Annotated in this window: 23 protein-coding genes; 3 read left to right on the top strand and 20 right to left on the bottom strand. The window is 50.8% G+C overall.

What is annotated here, in order from left to right:
• Positions 1-28: 28 nt before the first annotated feature.
• The 11 genes from GJQ55_RS08060 to GJQ55_RS08115 all read right to left on the bottom strand — a co-directional run bounded on the left by GJQ55_RS08060 (position 29) and on the right by GJQ55_RS08115 (position 8,152).
• Positions 29-340 carry a hypothetical protein gene (locus GJQ55_RS08060; RefSeq protein ID WP_228344467.1) on the bottom strand — a complete coding sequence of 104 codons (312 nt, stop codon included), beginning with the start codon at positions 338-340 and terminating at the stop codon, positions 29-31.
• Between the two features lie 124 nt (positions 341-464).
• The gene (locus GJQ55_RS08065; protein WP_228344468.1) at positions 465-965 is read right to left on the bottom strand and encodes an SMI1/KNR4 family protein; all 501 of its coding nucleotides are present in this window, start codon (positions 963-965) and stop codon (positions 465-467) included.
• Between the two features lie 95 nt (positions 966-1,060).
• The gene (locus tag GJQ55_RS08070; protein ID WP_228344469.1) at positions 1,061-1,741 is read right to left on the bottom strand and encodes a DUF975 family protein; all 681 of its coding nucleotides are present in this window, start codon (positions 1,739-1,741) and stop codon (positions 1,061-1,063) included.
• Positions 1,742-1,775: 34 nt separating this feature from the next.
• On the bottom strand, positions 1,776-2,192 hold the full coding sequence (locus GJQ55_RS08075; protein WP_228344470.1) for a hypothetical protein: 417 nt from the start codon (positions 2,190-2,192) through the stop codon (positions 1,776-1,778).
• 89 nt (positions 2,193-2,281) lie between these two features.
• Positions 2,282-2,689: a hypothetical protein gene (locus GJQ55_RS08080; protein WP_228344471.1), complete on the bottom strand. Its 408-nt coding sequence runs from the start codon at positions 2,687-2,689 to the stop codon at positions 2,282-2,284.
• Between the two features lie 60 nt (positions 2,690-2,749).
• Positions 2,750-4,000 (bottom strand): macrolide family glycosyltransferase, encoded by a 1,251-nt coding sequence (locus GJQ55_RS08085; RefSeq protein WP_228344472.1) that lies wholly within the window; start codon positions 3,998-4,000, stop codon positions 2,750-2,752.
• 629 nt (positions 4,001-4,629) lie between these two features.
• Entirely contained in the window at positions 4,630-5,205 is a 576-nt protein-coding gene (locus GJQ55_RS08095) for an SLATT domain-containing protein (protein WP_228344473.1), read from the bottom strand.
• Positions 5,183-6,064 carry an SMODS domain-containing nucleotidyltransferase gene (locus tag GJQ55_RS08100; RefSeq protein ID WP_228344474.1) on the bottom strand — a complete coding sequence of 294 codons (882 nt, stop codon included), beginning with the start codon at positions 6,062-6,064 and terminating at the stop codon, positions 5,183-5,185. Before GJQ55_RS08100 ends, GJQ55_RS08095 begins: the two co-directional genes overlap by 23 nt.
• Before the next feature lie 94 nt (positions 6,065-6,158).
• Positions 6,159-6,605 (bottom strand): Hsp70 family protein, encoded by a 447-nt coding sequence (locus GJQ55_RS08105; protein ID WP_228344475.1) that lies wholly within the window; start codon positions 6,603-6,605, stop codon positions 6,159-6,161.
• Positions 6,606-6,679: 74 nt separating this feature from the next.
• Entirely contained in the window at positions 6,680-7,495 is an 816-nt protein-coding gene (locus GJQ55_RS08110; RefSeq protein ID WP_228344476.1) for a DUF4145 domain-containing protein, read from the bottom strand.
• 108 nt (positions 7,496-7,603) lie between these two features.
• Complete coding sequence (locus GJQ55_RS08115) at positions 7,604-8,152, bottom strand: hypothetical protein (RefSeq protein WP_228344477.1); 549 nt, start codon at positions 8,150-8,152, stop codon at positions 7,604-7,606.
• Positions 8,153-8,953: 801 nt separating this feature from the next.
• Between GJQ55_RS08115 and GJQ55_RS08120 the strand changes: the two genes are divergently transcribed.
• Both GJQ55_RS08120 and GJQ55_RS08125 read left to right on the top strand, forming a co-directional pair.
• Positions 8,954-9,922: an integron integrase gene (locus tag GJQ55_RS08120; protein WP_228344478.1), complete on the top strand. Its 969-nt coding sequence runs from the start codon at positions 8,954-8,956 to the stop codon at positions 9,920-9,922.
• Positions 9,923-10,432: 510 nt separating this feature from the next.
• Positions 10,433-10,651 (top strand): hypothetical protein, encoded by a 219-nt coding sequence (locus GJQ55_RS08125; protein WP_228344479.1) that lies wholly within the window; start codon positions 10,433-10,435, stop codon positions 10,649-10,651.
• A gap of 58 nt (positions 10,652-10,709) precedes the next feature.
• On the opposite strand, the gene GJQ55_RS08130 is transcribed toward GJQ55_RS08125, so the two are convergent.
• Together GJQ55_RS08130 and GJQ55_RS08135 are read right to left on the bottom strand one after the other, a co-directional pair.
• Complete coding sequence (locus tag GJQ55_RS08130) at positions 10,710-11,396, bottom strand: tRNA/rRNA methyltransferase (protein ID WP_228344480.1); 687 nt, start codon at positions 11,394-11,396, stop codon at positions 10,710-10,712.
• Between the two features lie 18 nt (positions 11,397-11,414).
• A complete protein-coding gene (locus GJQ55_RS08135) occupies positions 11,415-12,242 on the bottom strand; it encodes an HDOD domain-containing protein (RefSeq protein ID WP_228344481.1) in 828 nt (275 codons plus the stop codon).
• 207 nt (positions 12,243-12,449) lie between these two features.
• Between GJQ55_RS08135 and katG the strand changes: the two genes are divergently transcribed.
• The gene (gene katG / locus GJQ55_RS08140) at positions 12,450-14,654 is read left to right on the top strand and encodes a catalase/peroxidase HPI (protein ID WP_228344482.1); all 2,205 of its coding nucleotides are present in this window, start codon (positions 12,450-12,452) and stop codon (positions 14,652-14,654) included.
• A 95-nt stretch (positions 14,655-14,749) separates the two neighbouring features.
• Here the strand turns inward: katG and sugE are convergent, their stop codons facing one another.
• The 7 genes from sugE to GJQ55_RS08175 all read right to left on the bottom strand — a co-directional run bounded on the left by sugE (position 14,750) and on the right by GJQ55_RS08175 (position 19,521).
• The gene (gene sugE / locus GJQ55_RS08145) at positions 14,750-15,064 is read right to left on the bottom strand and encodes a quaternary ammonium compound efflux SMR transporter SugE (RefSeq protein WP_228344483.1); all 315 of its coding nucleotides are present in this window, start codon (positions 15,062-15,064) and stop codon (positions 14,750-14,752) included.
• Positions 15,065-15,202: 138 nt separating this feature from the next.
• Positions 15,203-15,745, bottom strand: a complete 543-nt coding sequence (locus GJQ55_RS08150; RefSeq protein ID WP_228344484.1) for a glutathione peroxidase — start codon at positions 15,743-15,745, stop codon at positions 15,203-15,205.
• A gap of 23 nt (positions 15,746-15,768) precedes the next feature.
• Positions 15,769-16,095, bottom strand: coding sequence for a DUF6482 family protein (locus GJQ55_RS08155; protein WP_228344485.1), 327 nt, complete (start codon positions 16,093-16,095; stop codon positions 15,769-15,771).
• Between the two features lie 63 nt (positions 16,096-16,158).
• Positions 16,159-16,443 carry a hypothetical protein gene (locus GJQ55_RS08160; RefSeq protein ID WP_228344486.1) on the bottom strand — a complete coding sequence of 95 codons (285 nt, stop codon included), beginning with the start codon at positions 16,441-16,443 and terminating at the stop codon, positions 16,159-16,161.
• 49 nt (positions 16,444-16,492) lie between these two features.
• Positions 16,493-17,224 (bottom strand): Bax inhibitor-1/YccA family protein, encoded by a 732-nt coding sequence (locus GJQ55_RS08165; protein WP_228344487.1) that lies wholly within the window; start codon positions 17,222-17,224, stop codon positions 16,493-16,495.
• A 167-nt stretch (positions 17,225-17,391) separates the two neighbouring features.
• Positions 17,392-18,510, bottom strand: a complete 1,119-nt coding sequence (locus GJQ55_RS08170) for a putative solute-binding protein (protein ID WP_228344488.1) — start codon at positions 18,508-18,510, stop codon at positions 17,392-17,394.
• A 171-nt stretch (positions 18,511-18,681) separates the two neighbouring features.
• Positions 18,682-19,521 carry a 23S rRNA (adenine(2030)-N(6))-methyltransferase RlmJ gene (locus tag GJQ55_RS08175; protein WP_228344489.1) on the bottom strand — a complete coding sequence of 280 codons (840 nt, stop codon included), beginning with the start codon at positions 19,519-19,521 and terminating at the stop codon, positions 18,682-18,684.
• Positions 19,522-19,599: the final 78 nt, after the last annotated feature.

Genomic DNA, 19,599 nt, shown 5'->3' on the forward strand with positions numbered 1-19,599 from the left:
CCCGAATGACGCGGCTTGTTAAATTGCATTACTTCCCAACCCTTTTGTACAGATTGTCGAAATGCTCATTTGCTTCTTTGGCATTTAAAATTTGACGCTCTTCGGTTTTTTGAGTGTTGTATTCCAATAACTTTTGAATAAAAACATCAAAGAAACCAAGCGGCAAAACTAGGGAAATTACGACAGAAATAACTATTAACTCCCCCAACCAGTCAGGAAAAAAGAAATACGATAGTACAACCAATAAAGCCAAGACGATTTTAAGAAATTTTACCCAACCACAGAGCTTCAAAGCTGATTGAATATCACTTTCAAGCTGCATATATTTCAAATCAGGCACTTGTCACTCCGTTGCAATTTAACGCCCGCATAAGGCGCCCATTACACGCTTGCTAGTATTTTGAGGCCTTGTGCCGACCCAGCAAGCGTGTAATGGGTCGGATTTAATGCGATTGTTAGGTGATTCACCCTGTGTAGATAAGGTTGCCATTTATGTCGTAAACACTTTCATATGGTATTAGAGAATCTACAAAGTCATCGAAATTGTTTGCAACCACTTTGTATTGGTTAAATTCTGATTCAATGAGTATTACTCTTGGCTCTACTTCCGAATTTCGATAATCAAGAGCAAGCCATTCATGACCATCACCCTCGATAAGAACTAGGCGCTCAGGCAAGCCCCACTCACGTACAAGCCAGCTGCTATCAAAGATTGATCGGTTTTCGTTATGGTCCAAGCCAAGATAGCTTCCAATCTCATAGAATCCATCACCAAAATACTCGTCTTTAGTGCAGGGCGTGTTCTTCGGTAGCTTAATCACGTGATCACTATGAGTCCCAGCATAATCTATATATTTCGCTGGAATTTTGAAGCCATGCTCTTTTTCAAAAGCATTAAGACTCTCTTCAGGAGTGTAAACTCGGTAGCTTTTGACTTCACGAAACTCGCCGCATTCCGGGCACACAAAGTATGCTGTTCCGTCAATAATGTCCGGTTTGGGTAGCTCTTTCCTACAGCATTTCATCGATGAATCTCGTTGGCTAATTTACACCTAACGCCTCAATCAGCCGTCGCCGCAGGCGTCGGCTGCATTGATTTGTTATGCTCATGCTCCAAAAATTCTCTGAGGTTTACCATTACCGGCAAAGTGACCATGCTTATAACAATTGACGCAAATGTAACAAAAATCTCTCTCAGCACAAATGGCAGCGGAATATACCAAAATATAAAGCTAATAATGTAATCCGAGATTAATATGGCGGCCCAAATGCAGCAAAGAAGAAGGGTTACGTGAAGAACCCGCCCTTGCAGTAATGTAGCGCTGGAGGCGACTGATTCTATGGGGCCTTGTCCGTCTTTTAATATGTATACAGGCACGAAGAAGCAAGCTGCCATAATAACGATACCGGGAACCACCAGAAGAATAAACCCCATAGAGGCAGCGATGCCGATGTATATCATAGCGAACAGATACGTTAGAACTTTCTTCTGAGATATTGCGATATCAACCTCCCTACGCTTATACAGCACGCGAAGCGCAGAAAATGCTATCAACCCTTGGACTACAAGACCTACTATGGTCATAAGAAGATAACCAATAGCTCCAGTTAAGCTTTCAGAGAATACGTAGGATAAGATGGCAAGCAGGATAGCTGCACCAATCCAAGGGATCGCTGCCACTACCATCCCCGGTAAGCTATTTTTAAATTCGGATAGACTTTCTTTTACGACAGGAATCATTCGAATATCCCTTTCCTAGGTGAGAGCATAACGCTCAAAGCAGCTGCGCGGTACGCGTCGGCTGGCTTTGCTTGTTATATTTTTTTGAAATTACAGCTGCAAGTGAATAAAACACACCTGACAACGCCAGCCAAAATAGCACTTGCATGGTTAGTGAATCTAAAAGCTCAATCGAAAGCACAAACCAATGTGCTGCTCCGAGTAGCAGTGTTACCAGCACAGCTAGCGCGTTGAGCATGTTTACTTTGGATACCAACTGAACCGTGATTAATGCAACTAGAGATATAAAGCCGTAGGCTGAGCAAATTAACAAGCTAAGTTCGAAGGTGCCCCAACAGCCAAACTTTGGATCGCAGCTACCAATAAGCAATATTTTGTATGCCTGATAAGCGGTTATCGGCAACATAAATAAAAGTAGTGACGTTATTACAGTTCTAATTATTGTGCTCATGACTACTCAAAAAAATATAACGCCCACATAAAAGGCGGAGCGTCAGCGACGTCCAGCGCAACGAAGTGGAGCGATTTTTAATGTGTTTGTTAAGCGTCTTTACCATGATGCTCGTACGTTTCTTTTAGCTGAAATACTTTAGCCAGAATTGGCTGAACTTGTTTTAGCCATTGCAATGACTTTTGTGAATACCTTGATGAAGCAATAACAGCCAAACACTCACCGTTCTTTGACTTGATATCTAAACCTACGTACCCACTACCTTTAGCAGGTTCCATTTCATAAAGCTCAACGGCCTCAGCGGAATCAAACTCAGCAGAGATACTTCTGTTATTTTTGATACAACCGATAAGATTAGTATCATTTGATACCCAAGCAATAAACTTGTTTTTGCTTGATCTATCATATTCGTCACGCACCTCTTTTGGAGCCTGATCTATTAATGGAATATCAGCTTCGACATCCAGCGGCCTGTCAATTTCAATCCATTCTTTCATAGTGCTTACGCTTAACGATTCGGTTCAGGGGCGGCGTAAGCCGTCCATTGCAACCGATTGTTATGTGACACCATTTTGATCAATGGGGTCAGGGTCTTTGAGAAGGTGTTCGATCTGATCGGCAGCCTCCATAGCTCCACCGCCGTCCCGCAGAGTGGCTGTGAGAGTGCGGGCCGACGCCGTATATGACGAGTCCTCCAGCAGTGCTTTGACGGTTGCCTGTAGTTCCGCTGCGCCGATCTTCTGCCCACTGAGGTGATGGCGCAGCACAAGACCCGCGCCACGATCTGCGACCGCCTGGCCAATAAGAAACTGTTCGACCTGCTGGGGAATCACGACCATCGGCACCCCGAAGTGGAGCCCCTCCATCACACTGTTCATTCCGCCGTGCGTCACGAACACCGCCGCCTGCCGCAGTGCCGCGAGCAGGGGTACGACTGCCCGAACTACGATATTCGACGACGGCGACTGAAAATCGGCGGGGTCAGTGGCACGGCCGACGACCAGCAGCACGTTCGCTGGCAGCGCCGCGAAGGCGTCGATGCAAGATCGGAAGAAGTCATCGCCGCCACTATGCAGTGTCCCTAGGGACACCACCACCAAGGGAGTATCGTCCATGAGGAGGCGTTCGAGTTGCCCGTCGATCTCCTCGGTGCGTAGTGCGGTATCAATAGAAGGGCCGACGAAGCGGCTACTCGCATCGCACCGGTCATCGGGAGATTGGATCCATGCAGGAATAGGGAAGATGGTTAAATCACCTCGGGTTGGGAACACCGGACTCGATGGCAGGAGGTCACGACCGACGCTTTGCAGTAGCCGGCGTCGAGCGCCGAGGGTTCCCGGAAGAGAGGTCGCGGTCTCCCACACTACGGCGAGACGCTCGCGTGCAGTCAAACTGCGGAACACCGATGCATTGACGAGGATCGTGGTCATTAGAGAGATCGCCGGACGGCGCAGGCTGGTCGCGAGCATTCGGCCCCAAAGGGCGTTCGAGTCGAACATGATAGCGTCCGGCGGGTCTTTCCGCAGTTCGGACTCCAGTAGCGGCAACAGCTTCCGTGTTGCCTCAAGCAGTCGCTGCACGACCTTAGCCGATCCGCCTTGAGCGTTTGCATCGGCAATTACGTTGGAGGAGATCGTGCCGTCCGGATAGGCGCGGAAGGTGGCCCCTATCTGCTCAGCAACTGTACGGAACTCCTCAGTGACGTAGAAGGTAACGTCGTTGCCGCGTCGGACCAGTTCACGGACCAACGGCACGCTGGGGTTGACGTGGCCGGCTGCTGGCATAGCGATCATAACGATGCGGCTCATCGATATCTCCAGGCTAGGTGTTTTCTGTTTGAGAGTGAGTCAAAGGCTTTCGGTGGCATAACAGCTTATTCATAGGCATGCTCATTTTGTCTTTCAGCATCCCTACCCTTTTATTTATTTAAGTGCATGATTCTGCCGCACTTTTTCCTTAACAGCAATAATAATTAACCGTGTAAACGTGCATGCTAATTTTGTCTTTGGTTGTTGCTCATTAATTATTTACCAACCTATTTAACTTATTGTTTTAACTATCTATTTTTATTTTAACGCTGAATATCTAAGCATTCTTAAATTACAAAACGTGCAATTTTATAAATACGGTCTAAATTAACTGTATAGATAGCCAGTATTGGTGTGCACTATGACTAAGAGTCCTTTTCTATTAAGTATTAGCCAAGATATGCGGCAAAAGGGTTACTCCTTACGCACTGAGAAAACATACATTTTTTGGATTAAGAAAGCCAAATAGAAAAGGATGACAGAGTCTCAAAAAGAAAATCCACAATACGTGGGAGATCATACTCTTATTGCTGACAGAGGACAGTTTACTTTGAGCTAAATATACATAACGCCGCGCTCTGCGGCAAATTTGGAGCGCAGCGGAAAATTTGTCCGACAGCAGCGCCTTGTTATAAGCCATTAGTCTCCGCCTTCCGTAGTGCTTTTGGTAAAATAGCATCTATTTCTGCATCACTAAATGTTAGTTCTTCAAGCCTTTTTAGCGCTTTCGTAGCCTCTTTATAGGCTTTGGCAATAGTTCTAGGGGAGCCTCTATATATTTCCAGTAAGCTCTCCTGAAGATTGTCTCTGTGCTTTCTAATTTCGTCACTTTCTACGCAACCAGATCTTATATCTGTTAAAAGAGAGAGGTAAGATTCTCTCATATTCCATAAATCCACCGCTGCGTCTGCATGCTTCTGGGCTAAACCACCAAGATCATATTGCTTTACATAAGTGTTCAAAACTGTCAGAAAAAACGAAAGCACTGCCGAAAGAATACCTAATTCCTTAGATTCTCCAAATACGGCAGCAATAATTCCTGTTGTTGTGATTGCCGATAGGATTATCTGCCAGAGCTTTATACGATTTAGTCTTGTATTCAGTATGTCGGAGCATTTTTCGTGCGTTTTATGTGACCACGCAACACGACCAAAACATTCTCTTAGCTGCTCTTCTAATACATTAGGAGGGGAATTTTGTTCCATATATCTCTCGCCACTTCTGATTTGCTGAGTACGGCATTTCGTCTGCTTCGTACTGAAGCGCTTCTTTAGCAATATTGTAGCAACGGAGCGCCTTGTACTCGAATGCGCCTTTTCGCCACACATATTGAGAGCTACCAGGCGCAAGCCAATAATTTTTGTCTGGATCTTGATTCTTCAGGTATTCGAAGAAGTCCCGCGTCATCCAGTCGTAATAAACAAAGGATTTATCTTTGTACTCCCACTGTTTCAAGAAATTGTATGCAAGAGTATCGATAAGAAGGCCACCCATAGGAACATCCCACTTATCTTTCCATGCCCGCGCCATGCGGCACAGACGCTTGAGATTTTTGTTCCACAAATTATTCGCGCTTGTTATCTCTGAAATTTCCTCACGTGGCTTAGTTACTTTCCATGAGCCTCCGTTATTACTATCTGGATAGGTATAACTTGAGCCATCCTTATTGATGAAACCCGGAACGATTTCATAGCATATTCCATCTTGAAAATTTAGCTTTACAACTTGCCCATCACCACTTACATGGGTGGTTGAGTAAGTTTTGGCTATCGAGTTTTTCACTGCTTGAATAAGTGCTGACTGACCATTTCCATTGTAATTGTTATATTTTTCATACTCAGAGTATGGCAGCTCGACAATCATATCTATGTCACTAACATGAATATCAGTCCCTCTTCCATAAGAACCGACAAATAGACTGTACCTTGTATCAGAATCGAGACCGCGAAAATCAGAATTAACTCTTTTTGTAATCTGCTTTGCCCTATAGCGAACATTCGAGACAGTTGGATCGCTCATCCGTAGCGCTGTACAAAAATTTGAGAACTTGTCACTGATGCTCAAATAGAACTCCTTGCTTATAACGTCCGGCTCACGCGCCGGTTTGGAGCCGCGGAGCGGCGGAAAATCGGTCGCTGTGCAGCCGATTGTTATACGGCTAATGGACACTCTGCCCTTCAGTATTCTTGATTACCGACAGAGCGAGCTCGCCATTGTCCTTTTCGTTTGTTGCCCAGATTGCAATCTGCTGGTTCGCGATTTCGTAATAGAGTCTCACCAGCGGCTCTCGCGCACCTTCTAATTTGTAGCCCCGAATTCTTACTTGCCCGATAAAACTTTCAGGAGAAGCCATGGACTCGGAACTTCGGTGAAACTCCAAAGTAATTTGATCTTGAAAATCTTCGTCGGTGCTGAACGAGTATGAACCCATCGCGGGGTAGCTATCGCCGGCCCGGGCGAAGGGCGCAATCGAACCGTCGTAAATACGAATGCCGAAGGCTTCAGTCAGTACTCCATTCACTCCAATTGGTGCATTAGCATCAATTACAATTCGGTTCTCTGAAGAGCCCTTTTTCTTTAGCCCTGATAGTAGCTTCTTAAGCATGGTTCACCGTATAACGCCAGTGGTAACGGGCACCAACAGAGCGCAGCGCAGTTGGCGTCCCGTTGACCATTTGGTTAGGCATTTCGACCGGAATCAAAAACCTCAACCCCAACCACATACTGAGCATACTCGTGGTAGCCCTCGAGGAGCTCGTCCATTCCCTTTTTATCTAGAATATAAGTGCTCAGGTACGGTTCATCCTGGTAAGGGGTTATGGTAGTCACTTTGTACTTTGCTCCCGAGTAAAACTGCTCTTCCTGTTTGCTAATAGGCCTTTTCTCTGCAGCTTTACCGGGCAAGCCTCTAAATATCCTCCGCAGTTCAGCAATAACTTTTACGCCGAGTTGAGCCAAGCTCTCCGCATCACTGGCCTTGATCGATTCGCCATGAATGGCTCTATTGGCGAGGGAGAGTACATCACGGATACTGGAAACCAATGCAATTGGGATAACGCGTTTTTCAGCCAAATCGTTCATTAACCTAGAAAGTGGTACCCGATCAATATCGAAATCAGGCCTTTCAACTTTGAAATAAATGACCTTTATGATTTTCTCTAACTCGATTCGAAGCTTTGCCATACCGAGCTGAGGATCTGATTCGACGAGCTTCGGAATGTCTGATTGAATCTGGGCCGAAATGCTGGGCTTACCCGCCGCCGAGAAGTCCAAGCTTTCACTTACTTTCTTGATTTCTCTTGATCCTATCTCAGCTTCAAAATCTCCAAATTTTATCTTTCTTATTAGGTCACTTAGTGGAGCTAGAACAATTAAAACCAGCAGGAAAATGCTAGTTGAGTCCACTCGAAGAGCACCCCAACCGAAGGTATGGATTACCAATAGGAGAAGCGCCAGGGCGCTCACCAAAATGGGGAACATCTTACTAGTCTGCATCTAGCATCCTTGTGCCTAACGTTTGGTTAAGGGGCGGGCTTTAGCCCGTCCCGAGTGAGCGAAGCGAACGACTTGAACCATTTGTTAGGCTCGGGCTGCACCGACGAATTAACGTTTGGTGACTTTGCTAGTTAAACCTTCCTCTTGCATTTCAGGGAGATTTTGGATTGCTTCTGTTAGTAGATCTACAATTGCATATGCTTTTTTGTGGAATTCGGCTAGTTCGGTAACTGTGAAAGAAACAAAGCTTTTTCTATGCTTGCTCCCTTCGGGAATGCCGCCACAGAAATTTGTGCCAAAAATCTCTTCGTCATTGCTCCGTGACCAGCAGAAATGAGCGAATTTATTTCTGGTGGATCTAAGATGTGTTATCTGGTTATTTATTATTTGGATTTGTTTTATCTGCTCTTCGCTTACCAGCTTATACCCATACCGATATCTATGTATTTCGCAAGCTTCTCTGATGGCTTCTTGGCGCTTTGCTCCGGACATATGGTCAGTGTAGGTGCGCGCTAAAAAAGCTGGTGTAACCAATAGACGAGAAAGTAACTCTCCAAGTAGAAATTCAATATTCGACCACTCAACTGTGAGCTTTCCGATAGCTTGGAAATGCTCGTCGGTGAGCTCTGCATACTGAGATGAGTGGTTTAACGGCATTCTATCTCCTGGGCCTAACGTTTGGTTAAGGGGCGGGCTTTAGCCCGTCCCAGTGAGCGAAGCGAACGGTTTGAACCAGTTGTTAGGCATGACGCGGGTATATGTGATGAATGTACACATAGGAGATACCCCAAACAATTGGGCTGATGATGGGCGCACCTCCCGAAGAAAATACGAAATGGTATATACCCCAAAGAAAAACAAGCGGCATTAGTATTAATTGAGAGAATGCTGTGGAAAAAGCGATATCTTGCCACTTCGTTGGCCCGTCGTCCCAGTCATCACCACCAAGTCCACAAATAATCCTCTCGGGCAGAATTAACAAGGTTATAGCTATTAAAACTAGAGTTCTGAATGGGAACACCCATCCACGATTTTTGAGCTCTTGAACTGCAAAATCGTCGTCTATTTCTCTTGAATATAAGCGCCTTGTTATGAGGTCTAGCGCGGTGTATTCCATTACGGTGCCTAACAGTTTATTCGTAGGCGTGCTCGTTTACACACCTTCATTTAATTTTAAGTTCCGAGCCTAACCGACTGTCACTGTTACGAAAAGCGCCGATAATAAGACTCTTATCAGGATAAAAACGCGCAAGCACGCTTTCGCACCACGATCATCTTTACACTTTGCGCACGATCACTTCCGACAATTTCGTAACTCATTGATTATATAACCCATATTTTTGGCTTTGGTGTCAATTCGAGCATGTACGTCTTTACACTCGCGCCTAAACGCGCATTGAATTTACGAGAACAACAAATATACTGTTTTTATATACAGCATTTTAAGTAGGTATTGTTATGGGTAAAAGCCCTTTCCTTAATGATGTTCGTACGTTCATGCGCCTGCACGGTATGAGCCTCCGTACCGAGCATACTTACATTTACTGGATCAAGGACTTCATCCGCTTTCATCGTCTCAAACATCCCGCCACGCTGGGCGGCGATGATGTCATGGCCTATTTGGGTTACCTTGCTGCAAAGCGTAACGTCGCGATTAATACGCAGAAAATCGCACTGAATGCTCTGGCATTTTTATACAACCAGTTTTTGCAACAGCCATTAGGAGACCTGGATTTTACCTTTGCAACCAAGCCGAGACGCTTACCCGAAGTGCTCAGCACGTCAGAGGTTGCCGCTATTCTGCGCGAGCTTTCAGGGCGCGATAAGCTGATTTTTTCTCTTTTGTTTGGTTCTGGTCTTCGTATTACTGAATGCCTGCGCTTACGCGTGAAAGACTTTAATTTTTCCCATGGAACGTTGACGGTTCATGATGGCAAAGGTGCTAAAGACCGTGTCACCATTCTGAGCCCATTATTACGCCCAGCCATTGAAGCAGAGATTCATAACGTACTTCGATTACAGGAATCTGATAACCAACAGGGCATCGGCCCTTCTATTCCGGGGGTACTGGCCAAAAAGTATCCTTCTGCTTATCGGCAAGCTGCCTGGATGTTTTTGTTTCCATCGTCCGGTTTTTGTAATCACCCGATCACTGGCACTCTTTGCCGACACCATTTGCATGATTCTGTACCGCGAAAAGCACTTCGTCAGGCGGTTATTAAATCCGGACTTACCAACAAGCGTATAACCTGTCACACCTTCCGGCACAGTTTCGCTACTGAACTGCTCCGCTCTGGTCGTGACATTCGCACCGTGCAGGAGTTGCTGGGGCATTTTGATGTGAAAACAACCCAGATTTATACCCATGTTATTGGTCAACACTTTGCTGGCACATCCAGCCCGCTGGATGCCATTACATCACCCTGAATCCAGACACGCTGCCGCCCTTCCTTGTTCACGCCATGCAGGACTGGCCGGGTATTGCTCAGGTTAAGTGTTCTCAGGGAGTCTCTGCGTCCATTCCGGTGCTCAGACGAGCGGATAGGTTCAGCTTTCCCTGCTTTATTTGGAGCCTAACCCACTTTTGATTGAGGCTCAACTGACATAATACTGATCAATTTATGCCACACGGGCCACCCTTCCTCTGTTGCTTATGGGTAGCGGGTAACGTCCAGCGCAGCCTGGTCGTTACTCATCATCAGCCACTTCTCGCCGGTCATTTGGGGGAGTTTCTGGCCATGTTTACTCCACACAGGAATTCACTGGAATTACCGTACCGGACATTGTCGGTCAGCTCAACGGCTACAGCAGGTAGCGGCGTCAGACGGGTAATCCCCTCAATCTGGTCTATAGTGTAAGCAGTTTTTCACTCATCCCAGCCCGTTTGCAGCGCACAGCCTGCGTACCCGCCGGCTCGATGTACAAGGAGGTAGGCTCATGTCTGTTACCGATCATGCTCAACACATTACTCATCTGCAGGCTGAGCTGGCGCGGCTGGACGATGAAATCAACCGCATTGCCAATAAGCTGAATAATGCCGGGTTTATTAACCGGGTGCCGGCGGCGTTAATCGAAAAGGAACAGAAGAAAATGGCCGGGTTTCAGAAACTGCAGGCGCAGATTCAGCAAAAAATCTCACAGGCCAATTCTGACTAACCACGGCCTGATGCATTACGGGTTATTCCTCCCTTCCCTTTACCGTTATTCTGGCGGCTCAGTCTTCCGGCTTATCCAGCTGGTGCAGGGTTTTATCCACCAGCTGATGCACAAAGCCAAGGCTGCGGGTATCCAGCAGCGGCAGGTGCTCGTGCAGCCAGCCCTGCAGTTTGCTGTGCTCGTCGTAACCCAGCTGCTGTGCCAGCCGCGCAGTTTTGTCACGCAGGGCTTTGTACTGGTTGGTATCAACGCTGGCTGCCGTTACCGGCGCCGCCAGGCCACTGAGTTCGTAGGCGTACAGCATGACAGCCTGGGACAGGTTCAGGGACGGATAACTGACGGCCATTGGCACGGCAGTGAGTAAGTCGCACAGGGCAATTTCATGGCCATGCAGGCCGGAATCTTCGCGCCCGAACGCCAGCGCGATATCGGCGCCCTGCTGCAGCTTGTCCTGCAGGTTGCGGTGCAATTGCGCCGGGCTTAACAGCACTTCGCGCTGATGCCGGGGTTTTGCGCTGGTGCCCACCAGAATATCCACTGCGGCTTTTACGTCGGCCAGGGAATTGAAGGTGCGGATATTGTCGAGAATATCGCCGGAACCGTGGGCCAGAATGCGCGCCTGTTTGTGCCGATGCGCGTCGGAATTCACCACCCACAACTGGTCAAAGCCCATGGTTTTTACGGCGCGACAGGCCGCACCCACGTTTTCCGGCACCGCCGGTTCGGTCAGTACAAAATACAGCATTGAATTTCCTGCTTTGGTTCAGGCGCTTATCAGTGCCAGCGCCAGTTCCATACGTTCAGCGGTGGAATGCTCATCCAGACTCAGCGCCCCACCGGTACATTTTTCCAAGGCCGGAATGGTGATGCCGGCATAACGGGCATAACGGCCACTGCCGGTGCCGTAATGCAGTAAGTTGGCGGCAATCACCACATCCACATAATCGGCTTTGGGGTTACCGCTATCGCGCTGAATGCGCTCATGGAAGCGGGCCATCTGCACCAGTTCGCCGGTCATCTGCCAGCGTTGCAACATAATGGCGCCCACATAGGGGTGCAAAATTTGTTCAAATTGCAGACGCTCGGCCGGCTCAACATCCGCTTGCCGCAGCAGAAAATCGCGCAGCGGCAGCTTGCCAATGTCGTGCAGTAATCCCCCCAACGCCGCCAGTTCGGCATCCAGATGCGGCTGGCGCGAGGCCAGGGTATGGCACAGCGCACTGATCTGCAGCCCACTGGCGACAAAACCCCGCAGGCGTTCTTTATCCGCCCCGCTCTGCATGGTTTGCAGAATGGCCAGCTGCGTCACCATCGAGCGCACCAGATCAAAACCTAAGTGCATTACCGCCTGTTTCAGCGACGTAACCGGCACCCCACGCAGCAATGCGGCACTGTTGGCGACTTTCAGCAGGCGCGCGGCAATGGCGGCATCTTTGGCAATTTCATGCTCCAGCTTCTGCGCGGTGCAGCCATCGCTGATGGTCAGTTCGCGCACCCGCAGCGCTACTTCCGGCAACGACGGCAGAATCAGACGGTTGCCGTTGATGTCACGCTCCAACAAACGCAGTAATTGCAGTGCACGTTCCTGCATGAATCCATTCCTCTGTTAACCGGCGCATTGTAAACGAGTGCCGCGCACATTGCCTGATGCTCAATATGCAGAAACGATCAGTACTATCAATTTTTACAATGGGATAAGGAAAAATAATAGGCGTACATTATTTTCCGTTGGCACTGCAGTTCCCTCGCTGCGCCTGAGTGCCTTAACCTCAGAATGTTAATCAGGACGGGAATGACCATGAAAAAATCCCCTAAAGCCCTCGCCGTTGCCATTTTGGCCGCCTCGCTGCTGGCACCGGCGGTGCAGGCCGAACAAACCCAGAACCGTGACTGGTGGCCGGAACAGCTGAACTTACAGCCGTTGCGCCAGCACAGTGCGGAATCCAACCCTTACGGCGAAAACTTTGATTACGCCGCCGCCTTTAACCAGCTGGATATGGCGGCTCTGAAAGCCGACATTAAGAACGTTTTAACCACCTCACAGCCCTGGTGGCCGGCTGACTATGGCCACTATGGCCCCTTCTTTATCCGTATGGCCTGGCACAGCGCCGGGGTGTACCGCATTTTTGATGGCCGTGGCGGTGCTGCCGGTGGCCAGCAACGCTTTGAGCCGCTGAACAGCTGGCCGGATAACGTCAGCCTGGATAAAGCCCGCCGCTTACTCTGGCCAATTAAACAGAAGTACGGCAGCAGCATTTCCTGGGGTGACCTGATGGCGCTGGCCGGTAACGTGGCACTGGAAGACATGGGCTTTAAAACCTACGGTTTTGCTGGTGGTCGTGAAGACGACTGGGAAGCCGAAATGGTGAACTGGGGCTCGGAAAAACAGTGGCTGGACAGCAAGCGTTACAACAAAACCGGCGAACTGGCCAAGCCGATGGCGGCGACCCAGATGGGCCTGATTTATGTAAACCCGGAAGGCCCGAACGGCAAGCCCGACCCGCTGGCTTCCGCGCAGGAAATCCGTGACACCTTCGGCCGCATGGCGATGAACGATGAAGAAACCGTAGCGCTGATTGCCGGTGGTCACACCTTCGGTAAAGCCCACGGTGCCCACGATCCGAAAAAATGCGTGGCTGCTGACCCGGCCAGCGCCCCCATTGAACAGCAAGGGTTAGGCTGGAAAAACAGCTGCGGTAAAGGCCACTCGGAAGACACCGTTACCAGCGGTCTGGAAGGCGCCTGGTCGTCGAACCCGACCAAGTGGACCATGGAATACTTAACCTGGCTGTACGCCTTTGACTGGGTACAAACCAAGAGCCCGGCAGGTGCTATTCAGTGGATTCCGGCCAATGGTGAAGCCGCTAGTCTGGTGCCCGATGCGCACGTTAAGGGCAAACGTCATGCACCGATTATGTTCACCAGCGATATCGCCCTGAAAGAAGACCCGGTGTACCGCGAAATCACCACCCGCTTCCTGAACAATCCGGCGGAATTTGAACAGGCTTTCGCCAAAGCCTGGTTCAAACTGACCCACCGCGATATGGGCCCGAAAGCCCGTTACATTGGCAACGATGTACCGGCGGACGATCTGATCTGGCAAGACCCGATTCCGGCGCTCGACCACCCGGTTATTAACGATCAGGAGATCGCCAAACTGAAGGCTGAGATTCTGAAAACCGGCCTGAAAGTACCGGAACTGGTACGCACTGCCTGGGCTTCGGCCTCTACGTTCCGCGCTACCGATATGCGTGGTGGTGCCAACGGTGCCCGTATCCGTCTGGAGCCGCAAATCAGCTGGGAAGCCAACAACCCGAAAGAGCTGAAAAAGGTACTGGCGCGCCTGGAAAAAGTGCAGCAAGACTTCAACAAGTCACTGAAAGGTGGCAAAAAAGTCTCGCTGGCGGATGTGATTGTACTGGCCGGTGGCGCTGCCATCGAAAAAGCGGCTAAAGACACTGGCGTTGAGGTAACCGTGCCCTTTACTCCGGGTCGTATGGATGCTGCGGCCGCGCAAACCGATGCCGCATCCTTCGCGGTACTGGAGCCGAAAGCCGATGGTTTCCGTAACTACTTCAGCAACGACAGTATGTTCGCCCCGGCCGAAGCGCTGGTGGAAAAAGCCCGTTTGCTGGATCTGAGCGTACCGGAAATGACCGTCTTGGTCGGTGGTCTGCGCGTACTGGATGCCAACAGCAATGGCGTGAAACACGGTGTGTTTACCAGCAAGCCCGGTACCTTAAGCAACGACTTCTTCGTTAACCTGCTGGATATGTCGACCGCCTGGTCGAAAGCCAAAACAGAAGGTTTGTACGAAGGCCGTGACCGCGCCAGCAACACGCTGAAGTGGACCGCTACCCCAGCTGACCTGATGTTCGGTTCACACTCTGAACTGCGTGCAGTGGCTGAGGTGTACGCCGCCAACGATGGCCGTGACAAATTCGTGAACGATTTTGTTAAGGCCTGGAACAAGGTGATGACGGCTGACCGTTTCGATATCTGATCGGTAACGGTGCATTATCTGCAATGAAAAACGCCGGGATTTTCCCGGCGTTTTTTATTGTTTAATTGTTGGCAGACGTTGGTAAAAAGCCTGCTTCAGCTGCTGAGTTTCAGCCCGATAATACCCGCAATAATGAAGCCCAGGCTTAACAGCCGCGCCGTGCTGGCCGGCTCCTGAAATAAATACATTCCCAGAATGGCGGTACCCACCGCACCGATGCCCACCCACACGGCGTAAGCGGTGCCCACCGGCAATGTTTTCATCGCCAGACCCAGTAATACCACGCTCAGCACCATGGCCGTCACCGTGGCCACGCTCGGCCAGAAACGGGTAAAACCTTCGGTGTATTTCAGGCCAATGGCCCAGCTTATTTCAAACACACTGGCTAACAGCAGAATGCCCCAGTTCATTGTCGTGCTCCTGTCCGGGTCGTCCCGCTGTATAAAAAAATCCCGGGTCGTCCCGGGATTTCTGGTCACCTGGTGGCCAGGCTGGCCATTATAGAAAAAACAGCCTGGCCGTACAGGGTTCTTACGCCAGCGCGTTGGTCAGGCCAGCGCTTTGCTAAGAGCCGCCTGGAACAGTTCGCTGGTCACGCTCACATCCGGAGCAAACCGGGCAATAACCTCGCCGTTTTTACCCACCAGGAATTTTTCAAAATTCCACATAATGTCGCTGTCATTGGCCGGCAATAAATCTTTGGCGCCCAGCTTTTCTTTCAGCTGGCCGCCCGGGTTGGCCGTGGCGAGCGGCTGAGCAGCAATCAGCTGCTGATACAGCGGGTGACGACCGGCACCGTTCACTTCCAGTTTGCTGAACAGAGGGAAGGTAACGTCGTACGTCAGGCTGCAGAACTGCTGAATTTCGTCTTCGCTGCCGGGCTCCTGGCCCAGAAACTGGTTGCAGGGAAAGCCCAGAATTTCCAGACCGTTAGCGGCCTGCGCTTTGTACAGTGCTTCCAGTTCGGCGTATTGCGGGGTTAAACCGCATTTGGATGCCACGTTCACAATCAGCAGCACCTTGCCCTGATAAGCGCCCAGCGTGGTGGTATCCCCTTTAATGGTTTTGATCTGCGTGTTGTACAGGCTCATGGTGCCTCCGGTGTTCAGATGAATTACTGAATGGTTTGTTTGACCGTGCCCAGGCGGTTACGGCCCAGTGGTACTTCCAGCATATTACTGCCTTGGCGCAGCGGCTGGTTGATCATTTCGTCGTAGGCACTCTGGTGGCGTAACAGCAGTTTGCCGACCGGCAAATATTCAAATAACGTCTGCATTTCCAGCGTGCTGTGGGCGCGCAGCATTTTGCCTTTGCTGTCAGTCACCATGTGCTCTGTACCGTCCAGCTCAATGCTGACCTGGTACAGCATCAGATCCAATGAGTGCACAATCACTTTGGGAATGTGCGCCAGTTTGCGTACTTCAGCCATGCTAATGCTCATCACAACACCCTCTTGTACAAGATTTGTATCGATTCTTGCACAACCCAGGCAAAAGGCCAAACGTCAGTCGCCCTGACGGGTACGCTTAATAAACCGGGCGCGGCAGTTTTCATCCACCAGAGTAAAAATGCTGTAGCGTTTGTCGCCGGTCTGCACATAGGCAGCGACTTCTTTATGACGGCTGGGATGATGCACTTTCAGCACCCGGCCGGGGTGAAAGACCTCGGCTTTCTGGAAATAACTGCGGGCTTTTTCCTCACCGGCAGCAATGGCGTCGCGGTCACGGCACTCGGCTGTAGCCGGCAGTGACAACACGAGCAACAAGACAGGAAAGAGATAACGACACATGGTGGGTAACAACCCACCGGCAACCGCCGGTGAGTTGTAACAGCATGGCTTATTCGTCTGAACCCAGCACGCCGAAAATCTGCAGCAGGCTGAGGAACAGGTTGTAGATAGAGACGAACAGCGTCACGGTGGCGGAAATGTAGTTGGTTTCACCGCCGTGAATAATGGCGCTGGTCTGATAAGCAATCAGGCCGGTCATCAGCATAATGAACATGGCTGATACTGCCAGCGACAGGGCCGGGATCTGGAAGAACAGGTTACCGATCGACAGTACAAAGGCAATCAGGATACCGGCGGTCAGGGTTTTACCCATACCACTCAGTTCTTTACCGGTGGTTAATACCCAGGCGGACATGGCAACAAAGATCAGACCGGTAGTGCCCATGGCCATAGCGATCATCTGGTCACCACCCGGCAGCTTGGCGTACATGCTGACGATCGGGCCCAGGGTTAAGCCCATAAAGCCGGTCAGCGCGAACACCGACACCAGGCCCATGGCGCTGTGTTTGGTTTTTTCCACCAGGAACAACAGGCCAAAGTAACCCACCAGCGTGATGATAATGCCAGGATGCGGCCAGTTAAAGGCCATCGACATGGCCGCCACCGCACCGCTGAACAGCAGGGTCAGGGACAGCAGCATATAGGTATTGCGCAGCACTTTGCTGGCATCGGCGCTGACGCCGGTGCTTTGATAGCCAGCCGGCTGATAAGCATCAGCACGCTCAGCCGGTACCGGCTGGCGGGATTCAGCGTTTGAATTCAGATAGTCGGGACGGTTCATGGGATTCCTCCGGGTTGATTTCCTGTTATCCGACAGGGTGTTACAGCTTCAGACGCCACCATACGGTAAAAAAATCCCAGTGCCAATCAGGCCTGCCAGCACGATAGCGGTTAGCGGTGCGGTTTTTACAGATTCTGACAAAATCCCACGTTAACCGGCTGCATCGGCTATTCGCGCTCGTCACTGCATTCGTTGGCAGACGGGTTGATACGGCAGCGAACACGCTTCATCAGACGCAGCATACGGGCATCGTAAACGCCCTGCTCGCGCAGCTGAATCCGCAGTTCGCGCAGCTGGCTGTCCAGGGCCTGTTGCTGGGCCGCACTCACCGGAAACCAGGTTCCGGCCTGAATATTGGCACGCTCGGTTTCTACCCGTTTGACATAGCTGTCAAATTTGAACAGAAAATCTTCCCTCAGCATCTGCGCCAGGCCGATGGGAAAGCGCCCGGTACGGCCAATCAGTTGAATGGTCGATTGCGATAACCGCGCATTCACAATACCGGAACCGGCCTTTACCTTACCGGTACCGGCCACATGAAAACCGATTAACGGTGCCAGCATGGCATCGGTGCGGCCACTGACAAAATCATCCACCACTGCCAGCAATTCGCCCCGTTGCACCGCCGCACCGGTTTGCGCGGCCAGCGCCAGTAAGGACTGGTCGTAACGGGGCACTCCCAGGGTTTTGCCGGCCAGCTGGTTCACACTCAGCAGCTGGTCGCTGTGGCTGTACAGATAGCTTTCCCCCAGCGCCGCTGCCCCTAGTACCACATAGTCGTCATCAGCCAGGTGTTCGGCGCTGCGCGGGCTGGCCAGTACCTGCACCAACAGTTGCAGATGGGTGCTGTCGGGGATGGCGCCCAGCGCTTCCAGCGTACCGCTGAAACGGTTGAATTCCAGCGCCCGGATGCCGCTGATCAGGCCGGCATCACAACGGCCGGCGCGCAGATCATCAATTAAGGCCTGCTCGTCCTGATAAGCTTTTAAGGTGAGTTCCAGGCCGTAATGCAGCGAGCGGAAGCGCTGGTCATCTACCGTGGTGTATACCGGCCCGCTGCGGCCGAGCATATCCCACACGCAGAACAGACGATGAATTTTGCCGTCCGCATCAATAATATCGGCATGCAGCGAACGTAACGCTTCAATGCGCTTTTGTAATGGTAAGGTCTGGCTCATCACCGTGGCTTCAAGCCTGGCCAGGCGGCGGTCTTCGGCGGGAGCAGCATGGACGGCAGACGTCAGCAGCACGGTCGCCAGCATGGCAACCCATAGGCATTGGTTCATGAGGGTATCCTGTCGCGATGTGGCGTTATTCTTTTTATTGTTTTAAACGGGCCATACAGTTGCCAGCCCGCGCCGCATTATCGCAAAAGGGGTATAGCCGAACAGGTTATTTCTGGCCGGCTTATACCACTAAATGGGTCAGTTGCAGTGTGGTACTACCAGCCAGCCTGATCAGGCTTCGCCGGCCAGTTCCACACTGCGCCACACCCCCTGCCCTTGCCCCAGCTGCTTTGCCAACGCCGGCAGCAGTTCATCCAGGGTGGTTTTTAAGGTCCAGGGCGGGTTAATCACGATCATACCGGCCGAGGTCATGCCACGGCCGTCAGTATCTGCCATTAAGCCCAATTCAAATAGCTGAATCCGCGGAATGCCGCTGTTGCGCAGCGCCTGTTCCAGTTTGTCGATACGGGTGCGTTCCACCACCGGATACCAGAGCGCGTAAATACCGGTGGCAAAGCGTTTGTGCGCTTTCACCAGCGTGCTGACCACGGTGTCGTAATCGGACTTTATTTCATACGGCGGATCAATTAGTACCAGTCCGCGCCGTTCGGCCGGTGGCAGGCTGGCAATCAGGCCCTGGAAACCATCACTTTGTTGCACACGGATACGGCGGTCACGCTGCATCAGTTCGCTTAACAGGGCATAGTCGGATGGGTGCAATTCGTACAGCTGAGCACGGTCCTGCGGGCGCAATAAGGCCTGCGCAATGGCCGGTGAACCGGGGTACAGATTGCTCTGCCCGTCACGCTCACTCAGCTGCGCCACTACGTTCAGATAGGGCTGCAAGGCCGGCCAGTCACAACCCTGTAAACGACCGATGCCATCACGGTATTCGGCGGTTTTTTCCGCGGCGGCGGAATCCAGCGCATACAAACCGGCACCGGCGTGGGTGTCGATGTACACCAGGGGTTTATCTTTCTGCTGCAGATAACGCAGAATTTCTACCTGCACCAGATGCTTCAGAACATCGGCGTAATTACCGGCATGAAACGCGTGGCGATAACTGAGCATCGGTCACTCCCAATAACAGCTGCAATAAAAAACGCACCGCCGAAGCGATGCGTTCCGTTTTACCGTTTAATCGTACGG

The sequence above is a fragment of the Venatoribacter cucullus genome (genome assembly GCF_016132445.1).
Classification (GTDB): Bacteria; Pseudomonadota; Gammaproteobacteria; order Pseudomonadales; family Oceanobacteraceae; genus Venatoribacter; species Venatoribacter cucullus.